Source organism: Providencia sp. PROV236, assembly GCF_033676985.1.
In the GTDB taxonomy this organism is placed as follows: domain Bacteria; phylum Pseudomonadota; class Gammaproteobacteria; order Enterobacterales; family Enterobacteriaceae; genus Providencia; species Providencia manganoxydans.
This window is the reverse complement of sequence record NZ_CP096297.1, coordinates 2,186,879-2,204,616: the sequence shown is the minus strand read 5'-3', so window position 1 is coordinate 2,204,616 and position 17,738 is coordinate 2,186,879. Positions and strand designations below refer to the sequence as shown.

The following is a 17,738-nucleotide window of genomic DNA, read 5'->3' as shown; positions in this document are numbered from 1 at the left end:
TTATGCTAAATACAATGCGCCGTCATGGCACGATATTGGCTATCTTTGCAGCAGGTACAACAGCACTCAGCGGGGCTGTCTATACCTTGACTAAAGATACTATTGCTCAACAAGCTGCGATCGTTCAAAAGCAGTTGCTCGACCAAGTCGTACCCACCAATTTATATGATAATGAATTTGGCCAAGAGTGTTATCTTGTAGGTGCAGAAGCTGAACTCGGCAGTAAACAGCCGCATCGACTGTATATTGCGCGTAAAAATGGTGAGCCTGTTGCAGCTGCTCTTGAATCAACCGCGCCTGATGGCTATTCAGGAGCAATACACTTATTGGTCGGTACAGATTTCAATGGAAATGTATTAGGTGTTAGAGTTACTGAGCACCATGAAACACCCGGTCTTGGCGATAAAATCGAAACCCGAATTTCAAACTGGATCACGTTACTTACGGGTAAAGTCGAATCAGAACATGATCCTAAATGGGCGGTAAAAAAAGATGGCGGTGATTTTGACCAATTTACAGGAGCAACGATCACACCTAGAGCTGTAGTGAATGCCACTAAGCGTACGGCCACATTTATGCAAAAAATACCACAAAACTTATCAAATTATCCTATTTGTGGAGCTGAATAAACATGAGTGAATCTAAAGAACTGTTTGCACAAGGCTTATGGAAAAATAACTCGGCTCTTGTACAACTATTAGGTCTATGTCCATTACTGGCAGTTTCATCAACGGCAACTAATGCCCTTGGTCTCGGCCTTGCGACCACTTTGGTTTTAGTTTGTACCAACGTCGCCGTTTCTGCGTTTCGTCGCTGGGTACCTACAGAAATTCGTATTCCTATCTATGTTATGATTATTGCATCTGTCGTAAGTGCCGTACAGATGCTGATCAATGCATATGCCTTTGGTTTATATGAATCTCTGGGAATATTTATCCCTCTTATCGTTACCAACTGTATTGTCATCGGTCGTGCTGAGGCCTACGCCTCAAGAAACCCTGTATCACTTTCTGCTATAGATGGTCTAGCGATGGGATTAGGTGCTACCGCCGCATTATTTGTGCTTGGTGCTATGCGTGAAATACTGGGTAACGGTACTTTGTTTGATGGTGCTGATTTACTCTTAGGTTCATGGGCTAAATCATTACGCGTTGAGGTATTACACCTTGACTCACCGTTTTTACTCGCTATGCTGCCACCGGGCGCTTTTATTGGCCTAGCCTTGATGCTTGCGGGCAAATATTTGATTGATGAAAAAATGAAAAAACGTGCCGTACTCAAGTCAGGTGAACAACCTGAACGCGAATATCAAAAAGAACAAGGGTGCGGCAGCCATATTTCTAGATAAAAATAACATTGAATGTGAGTATGAATAAATCGAAACGCATTGAAATATTAACTCGCCTGCGCGATAACAATCCAAATCCTACCACGGAGCTGCAATTCAGCTCCCCTTTTGAATTGCTGATAGCCGTATTGCTATCAGCGCAAGCGACCGATGTCAGTGTCAATAAAGCGACTGCAAAATTATACCCTGTCGCTAACACCCCTGAAGCCATGTTAGCGCTTGGTGTTGATGGTATTAAAGAATACATCAAGACTATTGGCCTATTTAATACTAAAGCCGAAAGCGTAATTAAAACGTGCAAAATCCTAATCGAAAAGCATAACAGCCAAGTCCCTGAAGATCGCGAAGCACTAGAAGCGCTTCCTGGAGTAGGTCGTAAAACGGCGAATGTCGTCCTCAATACGGCTTTTGGTTGGCCTACCATTGCTGTTGATACCCATATTTTCCGCGTTTGTAATCGAACTAATTTTGCTCCGGGTAAGAATGTCGTCGAAGTTGAAGAAAAACTTCTAAAAGTCGTTCCAGCAGAATTTAAAGTTGACTGCCATCATTGGCTGATTTTGCATGGTCGTTATACTTGCATTGCACGTAAACCTCGCTGTGGCTCGTGCATTATCGAAGACCTCTGTGAATTTAAAGATAAGGTTTACCCAGAAAATTAATCTAACACAGCTCCCAGTTATTTGTTGCCTGCGCAAATTTTTCCTTGCCCTAAGACTTTGTCTTACGTAACAATGGGAGCCAAACTCAACCTCCATAAAAACGGTAAGTATGTTTCAAGACAACCCATTGCTCGCGCAACTTAAACAGCAGCTACACTCTCAAACGCCTCGCGTTGAGGGCTTAGTTAAAAGCACCGATAAAGGTTTCGGTTTCCTAGAAGTAGATGGTCAAAAAAGCTACTTTATTCCACCGCCACAAATGAAAAAAGTCATGCATGGTGATCGCATCATTGCCGCCGTTCATACTGATAAAGATCGCGAATTCGCTGAACCTGAAGAGCTGATTGAACCCTTTCTCAGCCGCTTTGTGGGTAGAATTCAAAAAAAAGATAACGATAACCGTTTATTCGTTATTCCTGATCATCCACTTCTGAAAGATGCTATCTCTTGCCGCCCAATCAAAGAAGTTACTCATGACTTTGTTCAAGGCGATTGGGTCGTCGCTCAGATGCGCCGCCATCCTTTAAAAGGTGACAAGGGTTTTTATGCAGATATCACTGAGTTTATTACTGATGGCGAAGATCATTTTGCTCCTTGGTGGGTAACGTTACGCCGTCATCAACTCGACCGCGCTGAGCCGCAAATGGTTGACGGTGAGCGTGATGATGAAGGTATTGAGCGTGTTGATTTAACTGACTTACACTTTGTCACTATTGATAGCGCAAGCACCGAAGATATGGATGATGCGCTCTATGTCGAAAGAACAGAAAATGGTGATATAAAGTTGTATATCGCTATTGCTGATCCAACAAGCTACATCAAAAAAGATAGTGAACTAGATAAGCTCGCTTTAGCGCGTTCTTATACTAACTATCTACCGGGTTTTAACATTCCAATGCTGCCTAGAGAGCTGTCAGATAATCTTTGCTCTTTGCGCCCGAATGAACGTCGCCCTGCTCTGGTATGCTGTGCAACTATTTTAGATGATGGCCACATTGCTGATGATATTCAATTTTTCAGCGCATGGGTCGAGTCTAAATCCAAGTTAGTCTATGATGAAGTTTCTGATTGGCTAGAAAAGTCTGGTAGTTGGCAGCCTGCAAACAAGACTGATCAACAGCAAATTGAATTATTGAAAGAGATGGCTGATAAGCGCCATCAATGGCGTCAACAAAATGCATTAGTATTTAAAGATCGCCCAGACTACCGTTTCATATTAGATGATAAAGGTAATGTCATTGATATTATTGTTGAAAGCCGTCGCTCAGCCAATCGTATTGTTGAAGAAGCCATGATCACCGCGAACTTATGCGCTGCAATCCAACTCAAAAATAGCTTAGGTTTTGGGGTATTTAACGTGCATATGGGCTTTGAGCCCTTACAGATTGAGCAAGTTGTACAAACACTAAAAGATCACGGTATTGAAACAACGGCTGAATCTTTACTTACACTTGAAGGTTTCCGTCAACTTCGCCGTAAATTAGATGCTCAACCAACCCAATTCCTAGATAGCCGCATTCGTCGTTTCCAAACTTTTGCTGAAGTTAAAGGTGAGCCTGGACCACACTTTGGGCTCGGTTTTGATGCTTATGCAACATGGACTTCACCGATCCGTAAATATACGGATATCGTTAATCATCGCCTGCTCAAATCAGTTATTGCCGGTAAGCCTTCTACCGACAAACCAACTGAAGAGCTTTCTTTAAAGCTAGCAGAGCGTCGTCGCGCAAATCGCATGGCAGAACGAGATGTCGGTGATTGGTTATATGCGCGATTCTTGAAGCCATTTGAAGGGACAGATAAAGCCTTCCCTGCTGAAATCATTGATATAACCCGCGGTGGTGTACGTGTTAGATTAACCGATAATGGCGCTGTCGCCTTTATACCTGCTCCATTCTTACATTCTGTACGCGATGAAATTCAATGCAGCCAAGAAACGGGTAGCGTGCTAATTAAAGGTGAGCCCGCATACCAACTCAATGATATTATTAATGTCAACATCGCCGAAGTGCGTATGGAAACTCGTAATATTGTTGCTCGCCCTGTTGCATAATCAATTTTAATACTATAATTCTATGTGCTACTAAATACTTTTTAGTAGCACATTATTTTTATTATCGTCTATTTACCGTGTTGTACTCAGACATATTACTGCTCTCTATATAAGTCAATTCCCGATAATTCTGATTCGTATAATTACTGATTGTGATAATTTGGTTACGACCTTGAAACTAGGAGTCACTAAAATGAACACGACAAGTAAACGCGTTATGACATTTACTCTTGCTGCTGTACTAGCTGTGAGTTTAAGTGCTTGCTCAAACATGTCAAAACGAGATAAGAATACTGCTGTTGGCGCAGGTGTTGGTGCTGTTGGCGGAGCGATCCTAACTGGCGGTAGCACACTTGGTACTGTCGGTGGCGCTGCGGTTGGGGGGATCATAGGACATCAAGTCGGAAAATAGATAGATTCATGGATAAGGAGAGGCTTCTCCTTATCCAGCTTCTATAGAATAAACCCCCTCTCAATCTCAATTGTATTAGACTCTTATCCAATAAACTCGCCATAATATCTATTACATTTCAATAAATGTACTATTAAATTTATAACCAAATAACTCTTTAAATGGAAATATAACCCCAAAAATATCTATTTTTAATAATTAAAAAAGACAATCAATTAATGAAAAAGCATTCTTACTTGATTTAAAAAATCATTTAATATAAATAAAAATAATAATTTCCATATAACTAATTAGATGCTATATTCTCGCAGAAATTAATTCAGCATTAATAATCATCAGAAACTTATAAATCTGACAATCTAAATTTGATTTTTTATATACTCACAATGATATTGAGTATAATTAAGGCTCGTTTATGGAAAAGACAACAAACTCTTATTTAAATATAGAAAAAGAAAACCTGTGTTCGGAAACTCATCCTGTTATATTTCATGGTAAAAAATCCGAGTATTTCTTAATTTGGCTCGTAAACTTACTGCTAACAATAATCACTCTAGGTGTTTACTCCGCATGGGCTACAGTAAGAACAAGAAGATATTTCTTAGGAAATACAGAAATTAATGGTTCTAGATTTGAGTATCATGCATCCGCTTTCAGGATCTTTTTAACACGCTTAATTATTGTTGTACTGTTAGTTTTATTCATAGTAAGCGAGTATATTCACGTAGGTTTTAAATATGCATTTTTAGCTACCCTATTCCTTTTAACGCCCTATTTTTTAGTTCGTTCTTGGCGTTTTAATGCAATAATGACGAGTTACAGAAATGTGAGATTTAATTTTCAAACCAATTACTCTAAAGCCTATTGGATTATACTGCTCCTCCCATTTCTATTAATAGTAGCATCAATAGTATCTGTTTATGGAATTGGCTCAGTTATTTCCATCATAAACACGATAAATCAACGAAATAATGGGTATTCATACCAAGAATTAAAGAGTTTTTACTTTGTTATGTCGATTGTTCAAATCGCTGTAATGACTGTTTTACTCTACCTTATTGCTAGTTTTCGCTCAAAAAAAATATATGAATTTTTTGTAAATCACCTTTGTTTTGGAAAGTCAAATTTTAGTATAAAATTAAAATATTCAAAATTTCTTAATATCTATGGGATCGCTTTTTTAATATTTTTACCTTTTTTAATCATAGCAGCGTTAGGTTTCTATCAATTTTTATCTACAGAAGTCTTTCATGCAAACTACAATGTAGATAAAAAGAGCACTTCATTTGTTACAAGTGTTCTATTCCTGAGTTATATAGATGTATACGTTGGTTTTTTTGTTTCCTATGCCTATATTCATGTCGCTACTCGACGTCTTGTCATCAATACAATGGAATTCAATAACACATTGAATTTCAAATCAACAATGACATTTTCATCCTATTTACTATTGTTAATTACCAATGCTTTATTGGTTATTTTCACTTTAGGTTTTGGTGCACCTCTCGCCCAAATACGTTATGCCAATTATATGGCTGAAAATACAAAAATTATTGGTGATCTATCATTAAAAAATGAAATAGCTCATGACGATACACACGCAACGGCTTTACATGATGAAGTTCTCAATGAGTTTGATCTTGGGCTCAGTATATGATTTTCAAGGGTAAATACACCTATAATAAAATGGCACAGCAGTACAGTGCCATTTTATTGATAGACAATGTGTCGAATGAAATAACATTAACAATTAACGGCGACAAAAAATCATACTCTCTCTGTGAAATCAAAATATCCGATTCGTTAGGCTCACTACCTGATGTGCTCTACTTTTCGGATGGTGGATGCTTCACCTGTGATAAAAAAAACCAACTACGAAAAATAATTAGAAGTAAAAAAAAGAAAAAACTTGAAATCATTGACTTTTTAGAGCGCCGAAAAGCCACTTGCTTGTATTTGTTTATGAGCTTAATTCTAATGACTACTCTTGTTTTTCAATACGTCATCCCGTATTCATCCGGCATAGTTGCAAAGAATATTCCCATTTTCATCCAAAAAAGCCTCGGAGAAGAAACATTAGCATTACTAGATAAATCTGAGCTTAAACCAAGTAAGTTACCACTAGAAAAACAGCAAGAAATCAGCTTGCTATTTAATAACATTATGTCAATAGAGCTAAAGAACTCACCTTTAAGGCCATCGTTAATATTTAGAGATTTTCCCGGTGAGGCGAATGCGTTAACTTTAGCCGATGGTACAATTATCATTACTGATGAGTTAATTAATCTAACTAAAGATGAAAATGAAATTGCATCGGTATTATTACATGAGATGGGGCATCATTATCATCAGCATATCATGCATACACTAGTGAGCTCTTCATCCATTAAATTGCTATTTTTATGGATGGTAGGGAAAACGTCTAATTTAGAAGAGCTTCTTATAAATTCAGGAAGTTTATTACTCTCTCTGAGCTATTCGCGAGATATGGAATTAGAAGCCGACCAATTTGCATTAGATGCGATGGTAGAGCAGGAACGTCCAATAGAAATGATGAAATCTATATTTACCAAATTATCTGAACAGCACGTAAACGTAAATTCGAAGCTATTAAGTTCTCATCCTTCTTGGCAAGAACGGTTAGATAATTTAGATAAAGCACTATTACAACAGTAAATAGGTTATTGCTAATTTATCTATTGTTTCTCGCTATAAATATTAGATATATCAACAACAATAAATCTGTATTAGACTTAAATTCAAAATCAACCCATCTAAAATAGAAACCAGTCGTATGAATTCATTTGAAAACCGCGTATCTCATTCATTATTATGCGCTTTTATTTTTATCTTTTGTTTTTATTCGTCATATTTTATATTATTCATTCCTAATGTAATTCAATTACTACGTTCAGATTATGCTATACCTGCATCACTTCTGTGTTTTACACTTCCGGTATCATTAATCAGTTGGTATTACTATCAAAAAAAGTCCGGTCTAATGCCAGTTGGTGTGACAACATGGCAAATAGTGTTCTTACTATTATTAACCGCAATAGGTTTATCTATTATTAGTGGTTTTTTAGGAAATGAAGAAGAATGGCTTGTGCTTTTTAAACATATAAATGGTTTTCCATTCGTTTTGTTAAGTATTAGTATAATATTTGCCGCACCTATTTCAGAAGAAATTATGTTTCGAGGTTTTTTACTAAACGCGAGTATGTGGTATGGCCCAAATGGAAAATGGATCGGTATATTAGTGTCATCGCTCATATTTTCATCTTTGCATACACAGTATACTCTTCTATGAGCACCTTTGTTTACCTTTTTATAGCTGGTATCATTCTTTGCCAAATTAGAATTTATACGCGTTCACTCATTGCTCCCATGATACTTCACATGTTTATAAATACTATCGCGGTAATTTGTCTACTCTAAATAAGTTTTAGTTTAAATTGTAAGCTACAACCGAATTTTATCTAAAAAAAATGTCATATACCCTATGAAATTTATTAATAAATACTCTTGTATCCTATTAATGGCTACAAACATTTCATACGCAAATGTTTGTAATGATTTATATGAAAAAAATAAAGTCCGTTGGGACAAAAACCAAAACCTACAACTTTGTTATGATGCAATTAAAGGCGATCCTGATGCTCAATTCGATTTGGCGGGCTGGTATAAGTTGGAAGAAAATGATGCTAATGAAGCATTAAATTGGGCTTTAAAATCCGCAGAGCAAGGGTGTGCAAAATCTCAATTTGTGACTGGTCTTTTATATTATGATATCAATGGACCTGAGCCAAATTGGTTTAAAGCTTTTGAATGGATAGAAAAATCCGCTAATAATGGGCTACCACACGCACAAGCTATGCTTGGTTTCATGTATCAACATGGCCAAGCTGTCGCACAAAATAAAATAAAAGCCAAACAACTCTACGAAGCCGCCATTGAACAACAAAATGAGGATGGCTACAACTACTTAGGGAAAATGTATGAAAGTGGTGATGGGATCCCTATCGACAAACAGAAAGCTCAACTATTGTTTGCCCAAGAGAAAATAGCAAGGGTACTCACCATCATTAATAATAATAATTACCCCTGCCAGCAAAATGAAATTTCTCACTAAATGATTCAATCTAACTAAGTTAAATTAGCCACCAGCTAATTTAACTTGATAACCTTTAGCTTCAAGGAGTTGTTTGATCACATCACGTTTATCACCTTGAATTTCAATATCACCGTCTTTCACTGAGCCACCGCAACCACATTTTTTCTTAAGTTCAGCAGCTAACTTAGCTAAGCTCTCGTCATCGAGATCTAGGCCGGTAACAACGCAAACGCCCTTGCCTTTACGACCCGCAGTTTCTCGACGGATCCTTACAATCCCATCACCTTTAGGACGTTGAACTTTAGGTTTTTGTTCTTCGATACGCCCAACATCCGTACTATAAACGAGACGGCTATTTGAATCACTCATGACCATTCCTTATCGACTGATTGATTTGCTGTAGAGCCAATGCAGGATCATCACTACGCGTAATTGGGCGACCAATAACCATGTAATCAACCCCTGCTTGCAATGCATCTTGCGGGGTCATAATACGACGCTGATCACCAACCTCGCTACCAACTGGACGAATACCCGGTGTGACTAGTTTAAAATCAGCACCACACAATGATTTCAGTCTGGTTGCTTCATGTGCAGAGCACACAACACCATCTAGGCCACAATTTTTTGTCAGTAATGCTAACCGCTCCGCATGTTCCGCAGGAGTAGCATTAATACCGACACCAATAAGATCAGACTGTTCCATACTGGTTAATACCGTAACAGCGGTTAATAATGGCGCATCTTTGCCAAAAGAGCTCAAAGCTTGACGAGCGGCTTCCATCATACGGCTACCACCACCCGCATGGACGTTAACCATCCAAACGCCCATTTCTGCGGCAGCGGCCACCGCACGCGCTACAGTATTTGGAATATCGTGAAATTTTAAATCAAGGAAAACATCAAAACCACGTTGATGCAGCGATTTAACAAATTGAGGGCCATTGAAAGTAAACATTTCTTTGCCCACTTTCAAACGGCATTCACGCGGATCAATCAAGTCAACAAATGCTAATGCTGCATTTGCATCTTCATAATCAAGCGCAACAATAACAGGTGAATGAGTTGATGCACGAGCGTGGTTCTCAGATGAAGAAATCATTTCGTAATAGCCTTTAATCGTGTTTGGTAATAAGTGACGTTGTCACTGGCCATCCAACCCTCTAATCGGTTTGATTGTGTCCCATGAACGGCAGGATGGGCAATGCCAATATAACGAATGCGAAGTAAAACCACATTTGTGGCAACGGTAATCAGGTTTAGTTCTTATTTGTTCACCTACCATTTTGCGCAGCAGAATTAAGCTTTCTTTTGCACGCCCTTCTTCTGCTTCTTGTAGGTGGTAATCCATCAAACGATAAAACAGCCTCATTGTAGGATGGCGTTGTATTTGATCATTGATATAACTTGCAGCGGCTTCATGGCTTTGTTTAGCGACAATAATATCTGCTAAATACAGTTCAGCAATCGCTCCTGTATTCCCTGCTACACACTGGCGCAGATAGGCTTCCCATGCATCAATATCGGAAACCTTGTGGTAGCAATCATGAAGCAGCGGCAGAGTTTCTGCAACAAGTTCCCGATCTTGCTCATACACCTGTTTAAGTACCGCAATCGCTTTTTCATAATGAGACTGCTCAATAAAAATACGCCCTTTCATGATGGATACACGAGCACAATTTTTATCGGCTTGCTCAGCTTTATTAAGTAAGCTCAACGCACCATCAAGGTCATCACTACCGAGATGTTGAATCGCTAATTCACAGTAAAAATGAGCAATATTTTCTCTTAGCTCTTCATTACCCAATTTAACTAATTTAGTTGCTGTCTCAATGGCTTTAGTCCATTCACTTGTCAATTGGAAAATTGAAAGTAACGACTGTAACGCACTTTGTTTAAAATCAACTTCATCTGTCAGTTGTTGAAACATATTTTCAGCGCGATCATAAACCCCAGCAGCCATGTAATCACGGCCAAGTTGTTGAGTGGCTAAGAGTCGTTGTTCAAATGATAAGGCGGCACTTTCGACTAGGGATTGATGTATCCGTATAGCACGCTCTACTTCCCCCCTAGAACGGAATAAATTTCCCAAAGTGAGATGAGCTTCAAAGGCGGAACTGTCTTCCTTTAACATATCAAGGAATAAATCGACAGCTTTATCTTGTTGGTTTGACAACAGAAAGTTAACGCCTGTCACATAATCTCGTGACAGGCGATTAGCATGTTGCTGCTTGTCTTGTTGAGCGCTTCGACGCCCCATATACCAACCATATGCAGCAGCGATTGGTAATAACAGAAACAGCAACTCAAACATATAACGTTATTCCTTGCTATTCTGCGCAACAATCTCGGTTGATTCAGCGAATGTTTTATCGCCTGTGCTTAATTGAGATTCAAGACGCCTAATTTTACGGCGGGCATTTTTTAAACTCACCATAGCACGTAAATAGAACAGTCCAGCGACTAACCAACCCAGCACAAACCCGACACCAAACAAAGAAGCTAATAGTGAAGATACTGAGAAATCTCCCTGTGCAATCAGGTAGTTAAATGTAATAACCTGATTATTGCTTGAGCCTAGCGTAATTGAAATGATAAAAATGACGACAGCTAGTAATAAAATCAGAAAATATTTCACATTTTTTCCCGTTATCAGTTCTTATGAAAAACAAAATATCTACCTGATAAGGTAGCATTTCTAGGCCATTCAGACAAAGTAATTTATCTTATACGCCCACATAACGAATGGGAGAAGATCTGGCTACTTGTTTCTATTTATTCTTTACTCGTAATACGAATTTGCGTTTGCAATAAACGGCATGCCACCATAGCAAGAACTGCACTGATAATAATAGAAACGATGACATCTGAGGGCCAATGCATTCCCAATAACAAACGGCTAAAGACAATTCCTTCGGCCCAAACAGCAATAACAATTGCTAACGCATATTGGCGACGCTGCCAAAAAAGGCCAATCAACAACAGAGCCCAGCCAGCAGCAAATAAAACATGACCTGATGGAAAAGAATAACCCGTTTCAGCTTGCCAATGCTTACGCTGCCATGAAGGAACTTGTTGATTGCGCTTAACGACTTCTTTTATGACATCCACACGTTGTTTTCTTTTTAGCTCATAAAAATCTGAGCTAGAAACATCATAGTTTTCTTCTAACCAAACGACATAAGGCCGTGGTTCTTGAAATGTATTTTTCACAACCCCTTTTATACCTTGACCAACTAATATGCAGCAGATAATCACTATCATCCATTTTATTATATTAGCCTTCGTTGGCTGACAAATCACCAGCGCTAACACTAACAACACAGCAGAAGTTATCAAACTATAAGGAAGCCCTGCTGTTTCAGTAAGCCAATATAACCATTTAAGTGATTCTGTGCTTTCTGATGGCTGCCAATGCCAACCGGCAAATAACATTACCGCAGGGGGAATGATCAATAAAATTGAAAATGCAGATATTGAGTAAACAGTTTTATTCATTTAATGCTATCCAAACCGATAGGTTACGCAGATTGATAAAATTAAGTTCACAGCTAATTAACTCTGCTATAGTAATATATCGCTGACCGTGTGCAAATGAATGTCAGCCTTCTATATGCTAAGTGCTAAACACCATATAGCATCGATAAATGATTTTTCTTATCGGTTAACACTATTTAATTATGTAAGAGTTATTCCAACTAATGAATGAAAATATGCAGCTAAAACGTATTGCAGAGGCCAAATTACCAACGCCTTTTGGCGAGTTTTTAATGGTAGGTTTTGAAGAGATTGCAACCGGTCGTGACCATGTCGCCTTAATATTTGGTGATATTTCAGGCCCTGAGCCAGTTCTCAGTCGCATCCATTCTGAATGCTTAACCGGAGATGCATTATTTAGTTTACGTTGTGATTGTGGTTTCCAATTAGAAGCCGCGCTTTCGCAAATTAGTAAAGAAGGCCGTGGCGTACTTCTTTATCATCGCCAAGAAGGTCGTAATATTGGTCTACTCAACAAGATCCGTGCATACGCATTACAAGATCAGGGCTTAGATACTGTTGAAGCTAATTTAAAATTGGGCTTCAAAGCTGATGAACGTGATTTCACACTCTGTTCCGACATGTATAAGCTATTGGGAATTAATGAAGTTCGTTTATTAACCAATAACCCTAAGAAAATTGATATTATGCGCGAAGCGGGTATCAATGTCATTGAACGAGTGCCGTTAATTGTTGGGCGTAATCCAAGTAATGCCCACTATCTAGATGTGAAAGCTGAAAAAATGGGTCACATGCTATTCAAGCACCAATAACCCTTCTCAATAGGAAGAGCTAATAACAGTGCTCTTCCTTTTCTGATATTAAACAAATAACACTCTGTTGTATTTGTTTAATCAATCGATATATTCACTTTCAATTTATAAGGTTTATACTCTAAATAATTCGAGGTGCAGCTAGGCGACAAGTGAATGAGTCGCTAGGAACATACATAAGTATGTGACTGGTGCGAGTGAATGCAGTCAACAACGCTGCAACTTGAAGTATAACGAGTATATACTGTTTGCCAATAAATTTAACACCTTAAGTTTATTTTTCTGATAACAAGGAGCTACGGTGAACAACCTGCATTCTATCCAACGCATGAGAAGATTACGTAAATCCGAAAAAATGCGTGATTTATTCCAAGAAACCCATCTTTCTATTAATGATCTATGTCTGCCTATCTTTGTTGAAGAAGGCTTAGATGATTATCAGCAAATAACCAGTATGCCTGGTGTCGTACGTATTCCTGAAAAACGTTTAGCTTATGAAATCGAACGTATTGCTAAAGCTGGTATTAAATCCGTGATGACATTTGGTGTGTCCCACCATCTTGATGAAACAGGTAGCGATGCGTGGCAAGAAAATGGCCTTGTGGCGCGTATGTCGCGTATTTGTAAAGATACCGTTCCTGAAATGATTGTTATGTCAGATACTTGTTTCTGTGAATATACCTCTCATGGCCACTGTGGCGTAATGCATGGTGATATTGTCGATAACGATGCCACTATTCACAATTTAGGTTTACAAGCTGTTGCTGCTGCCCGTGCAGGGGCAGATTTTATCGCTCCCTCTGCGGCGATGGATGGACAAGTTGCCGCAATCCGTCATGCGCTTGATGCCGCAGGTTTTACAGATACTGCGATTATGTCTTATTCAACCAAGTTTGCATCCGCCCTTTACGGTCCATTTAGAGATGCAGCAGGATCCTGTTTAAAAGGTGATCGCAAAACTTACCAAATGAATCCAATGAATCGCCGTGAAGCACTTCATGAATCATTAATTGATGTGCAAGAAGGTGCTGATGCGCTAATGGTTAAGCCTGCCGGTGCCTATCTCGATATCATTCGTGATCTGCGTGAGTGCACAGAGCTTCCTATCGGTGCTTATCAAGTCAGTGGGGAATATGCACAAATTAAATTTGCTGCCATGGCTGGGGCGATTGATGAAACCCGCGTCACCCTTGAAACATTAGGCTCGATTAAACGTGCTGGTGCAGATTTGATCTTCACCTACTTCGCATTACAACTGGCTGAAGCCAAAATTTTGTAAATATCGGCGTAATACTCTGAAGCCCGCTATTGGCGGGCTTTTTATATTTAAGATTTAGGCTTTTTGGGCTGCTAGTTGCTCAGTCAAACGTTCGACATAGTTTTTAGCGACACTAGGCTCAAATACGCCTGTGATCATAAGAAGTTGTTTGCCCGCAGTTGTTTTCGCAACCACTCCCCATGAATAAATATCTTCTCTTGTTTGATACATCTCGACTGGATCGGTAGATTTTTCAGGTAATGCAACAATTGTGTCATCCTTAGCTAAAGCAACCAGCTCAAACGAAACATAATCCGCATTACGTCCTAATGGGAATTCTTTATCAACAAATAAACGTAGATCAAATACCTCAGTTTCTGGCGTTTGCATCACAATGGAATACAAATTAGGAATATGCTCAAGAATATCTCTGATTTCCTCTTTATAGCGATGGCTTGAAGAAGTGCTAACTAAAATATCTGCTGCCCATAGTGCACCTTTATAAAAATCAGTTGCGTTAATATCTGCCATGTATTCATCCTTTACGTTGCCTAGCGACTTTAAAATACCCCTAAGTACTATTCTCTACTGCTATAAAAAGTTAAACACAACTCTTTCCGGTAACGAAATTTTTAAGCTAAATTTTCCATAAAAAAATCAAAATATTTTCATTTTTATGATGTATTCCCAATTTAACTTATTAATCTTTCTTTACGTAACAATCATAACTTGAATTAAATAACCTAATATTGCGAAATAACAATAAAAAACGCCCATAGGGCAAACACATATGGGCGTTTTAGTTTGATTGATTAAAATTAATGCAGCATTTGACGGATCACATAGTGCAAGATACCACCATGACGGTAATATTCCATTTCCGTCGCTGTATCAATACGACAACGTGTCGCAATTTCTTGAACATGACCATCACCATAAGTGATTTTCACCACAATATGTTGTCCAGGTTCAATGGATTGTAGGTATTCAACGTCAATGCGTTCATCCCCTTTTAACTCTAGAGTTTTACGCGTGGTTCCCTGAGGGAACTCAAGAGGGATCACCCCCATACCGATTAAGTTTGAACGATGAATTCGCTCGTAAGACTCCGCAATAACGACACGGACGCCTAGCAAGTTAGTTCCTTTAGCAGCCCAGTCACGGCTGGAGCCAGAACCATATTCCTTACCTGCGATAATGGCTAAGGGACGTTTTTCCTCTTGATACAACATGGCTGCATCATAAATCGCCATTTGTTTACCACTTGGAATATGTTTTGTATAACCACCTTCAACACCCGGTACCATTTCGTTACGAATGCGAATATTAGCAAATGTTCCTCGCATCATAACCTCATGGTTACCACGGCGTGAACCATATGAGTTAAAGTCAGCCGCGGCAACACCATGCTCTTGTAAATAACGCCCAGCAGGACTATCCGCTTTGATATTACCAGCTGGAGAGATATGGTCAGTAGTCACTGAGTCGCCTAAAATCGCTAATATATTAGCGCCATGAATATCTTTAACCGCTTCTGGTGTAGCTTTCATACCTTCAAAGAAAGGTGGATGGCGAATATAGGTCGAATCCTCCTGCCAGTTATACGTTGCTGAACTTTCAACTGCTAAGGCCTGCCATGCTTCATCACCATCAAAAACCGCACTGTATTCTTTGCGGAACATATCCGTTTTAACTTTTTCAACAGCTTGAGCAATTTCAGCACTTGATGGCCAAATATCTTTCAGATAAACATCATTGCCTTGTGTATCCTTACCTAAAGGATCCGTTTTGACATTAATATTCATGTTACCTGCTAATGCATAAGCAACCACCAGCGGTGGTGAAGCCAGCCAGTTAGTTTTCACTAATGGATGGATACGGCCTTCAAAGTTACGGTTGCCTGATAATACTGCACCCACCGTTAAATCAGCTTGTTTGATCGCTTGTTCAATCGGTTCAGGCAAAGGACCTGAGTTACCAATACAGGTTGTACAGCCATAGCCGACTAGGTTAAATCCAAGCTGATCTAAATAAGGCGTAAGCCCTGCTAATGCTAAATAATCGGTAACAACCTTTGACCCCGGTGCTAATGATGATTTCACCCAAGGCTGGCGAGTGAGCCCCTTCTCTACAGCTTTTTTCGCTAATAGCCCTGCAGCCATAAGAACACTTGGGTTAGAGGTATTAGTACAAGACGTGATAGCGGCAATGACCACTGCGCCATCTTTCATTTCAAAGTTTTGCCCTTGATACTCAACAGCTAAATGAGCGGCTTTATCTTTTTTGTTCAGCTCTAACTCAATTGCTGCTTGGAATGCTTTTGGAACTTGGCTCAGTTCAACACGATCTTGTGGACGTTTAGGACCCGCCAAACTGGATTCAACTGTCGACATATCCAGTTCTAGTGTGCTGGTAAAGATAGGCTCATCACCTTTATGACGCCATAACCCCTGCTCTTTGCTATACGCTTCTACTAGGGCAATTTCTTGATCGCTACGCCCAGTTAATTTCATATAGCTCAGTGTCACTTCATCTACTGGGAAGAAACCACAGGTTGCCCCATATTCAGGGGACATATTAGCTATAGTTGCTCTGTCCGCGAGTGGTAAATCAGCGAGACCATCACCATAAAATTCAACAAACTTCCCAACCACACCATGCTTACGTAGCATTTGAGTTACGGTTAAAACTAAATCCGTCGCTGTGATACCTTCCGCTAATTTGCCTGTCAATTTAAAACCGACCACATCAGGGATCAACATAGAGATAGGCTGACCTAACATAGCAGCTTCAGCTTCAATGCCCCCAACACCCCAACCTAATACACCAAGACCATTAATCATGGTGGTGTGGGAGTCAGTACCTACTAAAGTGTCTGGATAAGCAAATAATTTGCCATCTATTTCTTCATACCATACGGCTTTACCAAGGTACTCTAAATTGACTTGGTGACAAATACCGGTTCCAGGTGGCACAACTCTAAAACGATTGAATGCTTTTTGCCCCCAACGTAGAAATAGGTAACGCTCATGGTTACGCTTCATTTCAATTTCGACGTTATCATCGAAGGCATTATTTGTTGCGAACTCGTCCACCATCACCGAGTGGTCGATAACCAAATCAACAGGTGATAATGGGTTAACTTGCTCAACATTACCCCCTAACGATTTAACCGCTTCTCGCATCGCTGCAAGGTCAACCACAGCGGGTACGCCAGTAAAATCCTGCATTAATACACGTGCTGGTCGATAAGCTATTTCTCTATTAGCATGCCCAGTTTTTTGCCAATCAATAATCGCTTGTAGATCGGCTTCGACCACTGATTTGCCATCGATATTTCGCAATAGATTTTCGAGCAGAACTTTAAGGGATTTGGGTAGTTTTGTAGGATCACCGAGTTGCTTAGTCGCAATCGGTAAACTGAAGTAATTATAGAGCTTGCTTCCCACACTGAGTGTTGCTGCACTCTGCGTTTTTAGACTCAACGACATAACTCCTCCTTGGTTTTTTATGATGATTATCGGTCATCTTATTTACCTAGCAAATGACATAAGATTTGTTAAGTACTTGTAATTATAGTT

The 17,738-nt window shown here is 39.3% G+C and carries 19 protein-coding genes; 12 read left to right on the top strand and 7 right to left on the bottom strand.

The features are described 5' to 3' along the window. Positions 1-2 precede the first annotated feature (2 nt). The 10 genes from rsxG (at position 3) to M1E96_RS09755 (ending at position 8,607) form a co-directional block, all read left to right on the top strand. The gene (rsxG, locus tag M1E96_RS09800) at positions 3-629 is read left to right on the top strand and encodes an electron transport complex subunit RsxG (protein ID WP_272581383.1); all 627 of its coding nucleotides are present in this window, start codon (positions 3-5) and stop codon (positions 627-629) included. Positions 630-631: 2 nt separating this feature from the next. Continuing rightward, on the top strand, positions 632-1,348 hold the full coding sequence (locus tag M1E96_RS09795; RefSeq protein WP_140179569.1) for an electron transport complex subunit E: 717 nt from the start codon (positions 632-634) through the stop codon (positions 1,346-1,348). 20 nt (positions 1,349-1,368) lie between these two features. Beyond that, complete coding sequence (gene nth / locus M1E96_RS09790) at positions 1,369-2,010, top strand: endonuclease III (RefSeq protein WP_070928091.1); 642 nt, start codon at positions 1,369-1,371, stop codon at positions 2,008-2,010. A gap of 109 nt (positions 2,011-2,119) precedes the next feature. Beyond that, a complete protein-coding gene (locus tag M1E96_RS09785) occupies positions 2,120-4,063 on the top strand; it encodes an exoribonuclease II (RefSeq protein WP_140179567.1) in 1,944 nt (647 codons plus the stop codon). A gap of 193 nt (positions 4,064-4,256) precedes the next feature. Next, positions 4,257-4,475, top strand: coding sequence for an osmotically-inducible lipoprotein OsmB (osmB, locus tag M1E96_RS09780; RefSeq protein WP_070928095.1), 219 nt, complete (start codon positions 4,257-4,259; stop codon positions 4,473-4,475). Between the two features lie 415 nt (positions 4,476-4,890). Further along, positions 4,891-6,132, top strand: coding sequence for a YjgN family protein (locus M1E96_RS09775; protein WP_140186597.1), 1,242 nt, complete (start codon positions 4,891-4,893; stop codon positions 6,130-6,132). Continuing rightward, on the top strand, positions 6,129-7,151 hold the full coding sequence (locus tag M1E96_RS09770; RefSeq protein ID WP_337979344.1) for a M48 family metallopeptidase: 1,023 nt from the start codon (positions 6,129-6,131) through the stop codon (positions 7,149-7,151). The genes M1E96_RS09775 and M1E96_RS09770 overlap by 4 nt, the downstream gene beginning before the upstream one ends. 118 nt (positions 7,152-7,269) lie before the next feature. Then, on the top strand, positions 7,270-7,785 hold the full coding sequence (locus M1E96_RS09765; protein WP_337979343.1) for a type II CAAX endopeptidase family protein: 516 nt from the start codon (positions 7,270-7,272) through the stop codon (positions 7,783-7,785). Further along, the gene (locus M1E96_RS09760) at positions 7,719-7,913 is read left to right on the top strand and encodes a CPBP family glutamic-type intramembrane protease (protein ID WP_369427510.1); all 195 of its coding nucleotides are present in this window, start codon (positions 7,719-7,721) and stop codon (positions 7,911-7,913) included. Before M1E96_RS09765 ends, M1E96_RS09760 begins: the two co-directional genes overlap by 67 nt. A 100-nt stretch (positions 7,914-8,013) precedes the next feature. Further along, a complete protein-coding gene (locus M1E96_RS09755) occupies positions 8,014-8,607 on the top strand; it encodes a tetratricopeptide repeat protein (RefSeq protein ID WP_337979342.1) in 594 nt (197 codons plus the stop codon). Positions 8,608-8,631: 24 nt separating this feature from the next. Here the strand turns inward: M1E96_RS09755 and yciH are convergent, their stop codons facing one another. The 5 genes from yciH to pgpB all read right to left on the bottom strand — a co-directional run bounded on the left by yciH (position 8,632) and on the right by pgpB (position 12,087). After that, positions 8,632-8,958, bottom strand: a complete 327-nt coding sequence (gene yciH / locus M1E96_RS09750) for a stress response translation initiation inhibitor YciH (RefSeq protein ID WP_070928099.1) — start codon at positions 8,956-8,958, stop codon at positions 8,632-8,634. Then, positions 8,951-9,691, bottom strand: a complete 741-nt coding sequence (gene pyrF, locus M1E96_RS09745) for an orotidine-5'-phosphate decarboxylase (protein ID WP_337979341.1) — start codon at positions 9,689-9,691, stop codon at positions 8,951-8,953. The genes yciH and pyrF overlap by 8 nt, the downstream gene beginning before the upstream one ends. 42 nt (positions 9,692-9,733) lie before the next feature. Beyond that, positions 9,734-10,903 (bottom strand): lipopolysaccharide assembly protein LapB, encoded by a 1,170-nt coding sequence (gene lapB / locus M1E96_RS09740; protein ID WP_272581389.1) that lies wholly within the window; start codon positions 10,901-10,903, stop codon positions 9,734-9,736. Positions 10,904-10,909: 6 nt separating this feature from the next. Further along, positions 10,910-11,227, bottom strand: a complete 318-nt coding sequence (locus M1E96_RS09735) for a LapA family protein (protein WP_070928102.1) — start codon at positions 11,225-11,227, stop codon at positions 10,910-10,912. Positions 11,228-11,364: 137 nt separating this feature from the next. Further along, complete coding sequence (pgpB, locus tag M1E96_RS09730) at positions 11,365-12,087, bottom strand: phosphatidylglycerophosphatase B (protein ID WP_272581390.1); 723 nt, start codon at positions 12,085-12,087, stop codon at positions 11,365-11,367. A 215-nt stretch (positions 12,088-12,302) separates the two neighbouring features. On the opposite strand from pgpB, the gene ribA reads away from it, so the two are divergent. Continuing rightward, positions 12,303-12,899 (top strand): GTP cyclohydrolase II, encoded by a 597-nt coding sequence (gene ribA / locus M1E96_RS09725; RefSeq protein WP_070928461.1) that lies wholly within the window; start codon positions 12,303-12,305, stop codon positions 12,897-12,899. A gap of 301 nt (positions 12,900-13,200) precedes the next feature. Next, the gene (gene hemB, locus M1E96_RS09720) at positions 13,201-14,178 is read left to right on the top strand and encodes a porphobilinogen synthase (RefSeq protein WP_272581391.1); all 978 of its coding nucleotides are present in this window, start codon (positions 13,201-13,203) and stop codon (positions 14,176-14,178) included. Positions 14,179-14,232: 54 nt separating this feature from the next. On the opposite strand, the gene M1E96_RS09715 is transcribed toward hemB, so the two are convergent. Next, a complete protein-coding gene (locus M1E96_RS09715; RefSeq protein ID WP_070928106.1) occupies positions 14,233-14,688 on the bottom strand; it encodes a hypothetical protein in 456 nt (151 codons plus the stop codon). Between the two features lie 287 nt (positions 14,689-14,975). Continuing rightward, positions 14,976-17,648, bottom strand: coding sequence for an aconitate hydratase AcnA (gene acnA, locus M1E96_RS09710; protein WP_272580112.1), 2,673 nt, complete (start codon positions 17,646-17,648; stop codon positions 14,976-14,978). Positions 17,649-17,738: the final 90 nt, after the last annotated feature.

What these genes read in the sequence shown, in the direction of transcription:
- nth (WP_070928091.1), top strand. Translation starts at nt 1,369, where the DNA reads ATGAATAAATCGAAACGCATTGAAATATTAACTCGCCTGCGCGATAAC.
- lapB (WP_272581389.1), bottom strand. Translation starts at nt 10,903, where the DNA reads ATGTTTGAGTTGCTGTTTCTGTTATTACCAATCGCTGCTGCATATGGT.
- pgpB (WP_272581390.1), bottom strand. Translation starts at nt 12,087, where the DNA reads ATGAATAAAACTGTTTACTCAATATCTGCATTTTCAATTTTATTGATC.
- M1E96_RS09785 (WP_140179567.1), top strand. Translation starts at nt 2,120, where the DNA reads ATGTTTCAAGACAACCCATTGCTCGCGCAACTTAAACAGCAGCTACAC.
- M1E96_RS09765 (WP_337979343.1), top strand. Translation starts at nt 7,270, where the DNA reads ATGAATTCATTTGAAAACCGCGTATCTCATTCATTATTATGCGCTTTT.
- M1E96_RS09760 (WP_369427510.1), top strand. Translation starts at nt 7,719, where the DNA reads ATGGATCGGTATATTAGTGTCATCGCTCATATTTTCATCTTTGCATAC.
- M1E96_RS09770 (WP_337979344.1), top strand. Translation starts at nt 6,129, where the DNA reads ATGATTTTCAAGGGTAAATACACCTATAATAAAATGGCACAGCAGTAC.
- M1E96_RS09715 (WP_070928106.1), bottom strand. Translation starts at nt 14,688, where the DNA reads ATGGCAGATATTAACGCAACTGATTTTTATAAAGGTGCACTATGGGCA.
- pyrF (WP_337979341.1), bottom strand. Translation starts at nt 9,691, where the DNA reads ATGATTTCTTCATCTGAGAACCACGCTCGTGCATCAACTCATTCACCT.
- M1E96_RS09755 (WP_337979342.1), top strand. Translation starts at nt 8,014, where the DNA reads ATGGCTACAAACATTTCATACGCAAATGTTTGTAATGATTTATATGAA.
- yciH (WP_070928099.1), bottom strand. Translation starts at nt 8,958, where the DNA reads ATGAGTGATTCAAATAGCCGTCTCGTTTATAGTACGGATGTTGGGCGT.
- M1E96_RS09775 (WP_140186597.1), top strand. Translation starts at nt 4,891, where the DNA reads ATGGAAAAGACAACAAACTCTTATTTAAATATAGAAAAAGAAAACCTG.
- acnA (WP_272580112.1), bottom strand. Translation starts at nt 17,648, where the DNA reads ATGTCGTTGAGTCTAAAAACGCAGAGTGCAGCAACACTCAGTGTGGGA.
- M1E96_RS09795 (WP_140179569.1), top strand. Translation starts at nt 632, where the DNA reads ATGAGTGAATCTAAAGAACTGTTTGCACAAGGCTTATGGAAAAATAAC.
- osmB (WP_070928095.1), top strand. Translation starts at nt 4,257, where the DNA reads ATGAACACGACAAGTAAACGCGTTATGACATTTACTCTTGCTGCTGTA.
- ribA (WP_070928461.1), top strand. Translation starts at nt 12,303, where the DNA reads ATGCAGCTAAAACGTATTGCAGAGGCCAAATTACCAACGCCTTTTGGC.
- rsxG (WP_272581383.1), top strand. Translation starts at nt 3, where the DNA reads ATGCTAAATACAATGCGCCGTCATGGCACGATATTGGCTATCTTTGCA.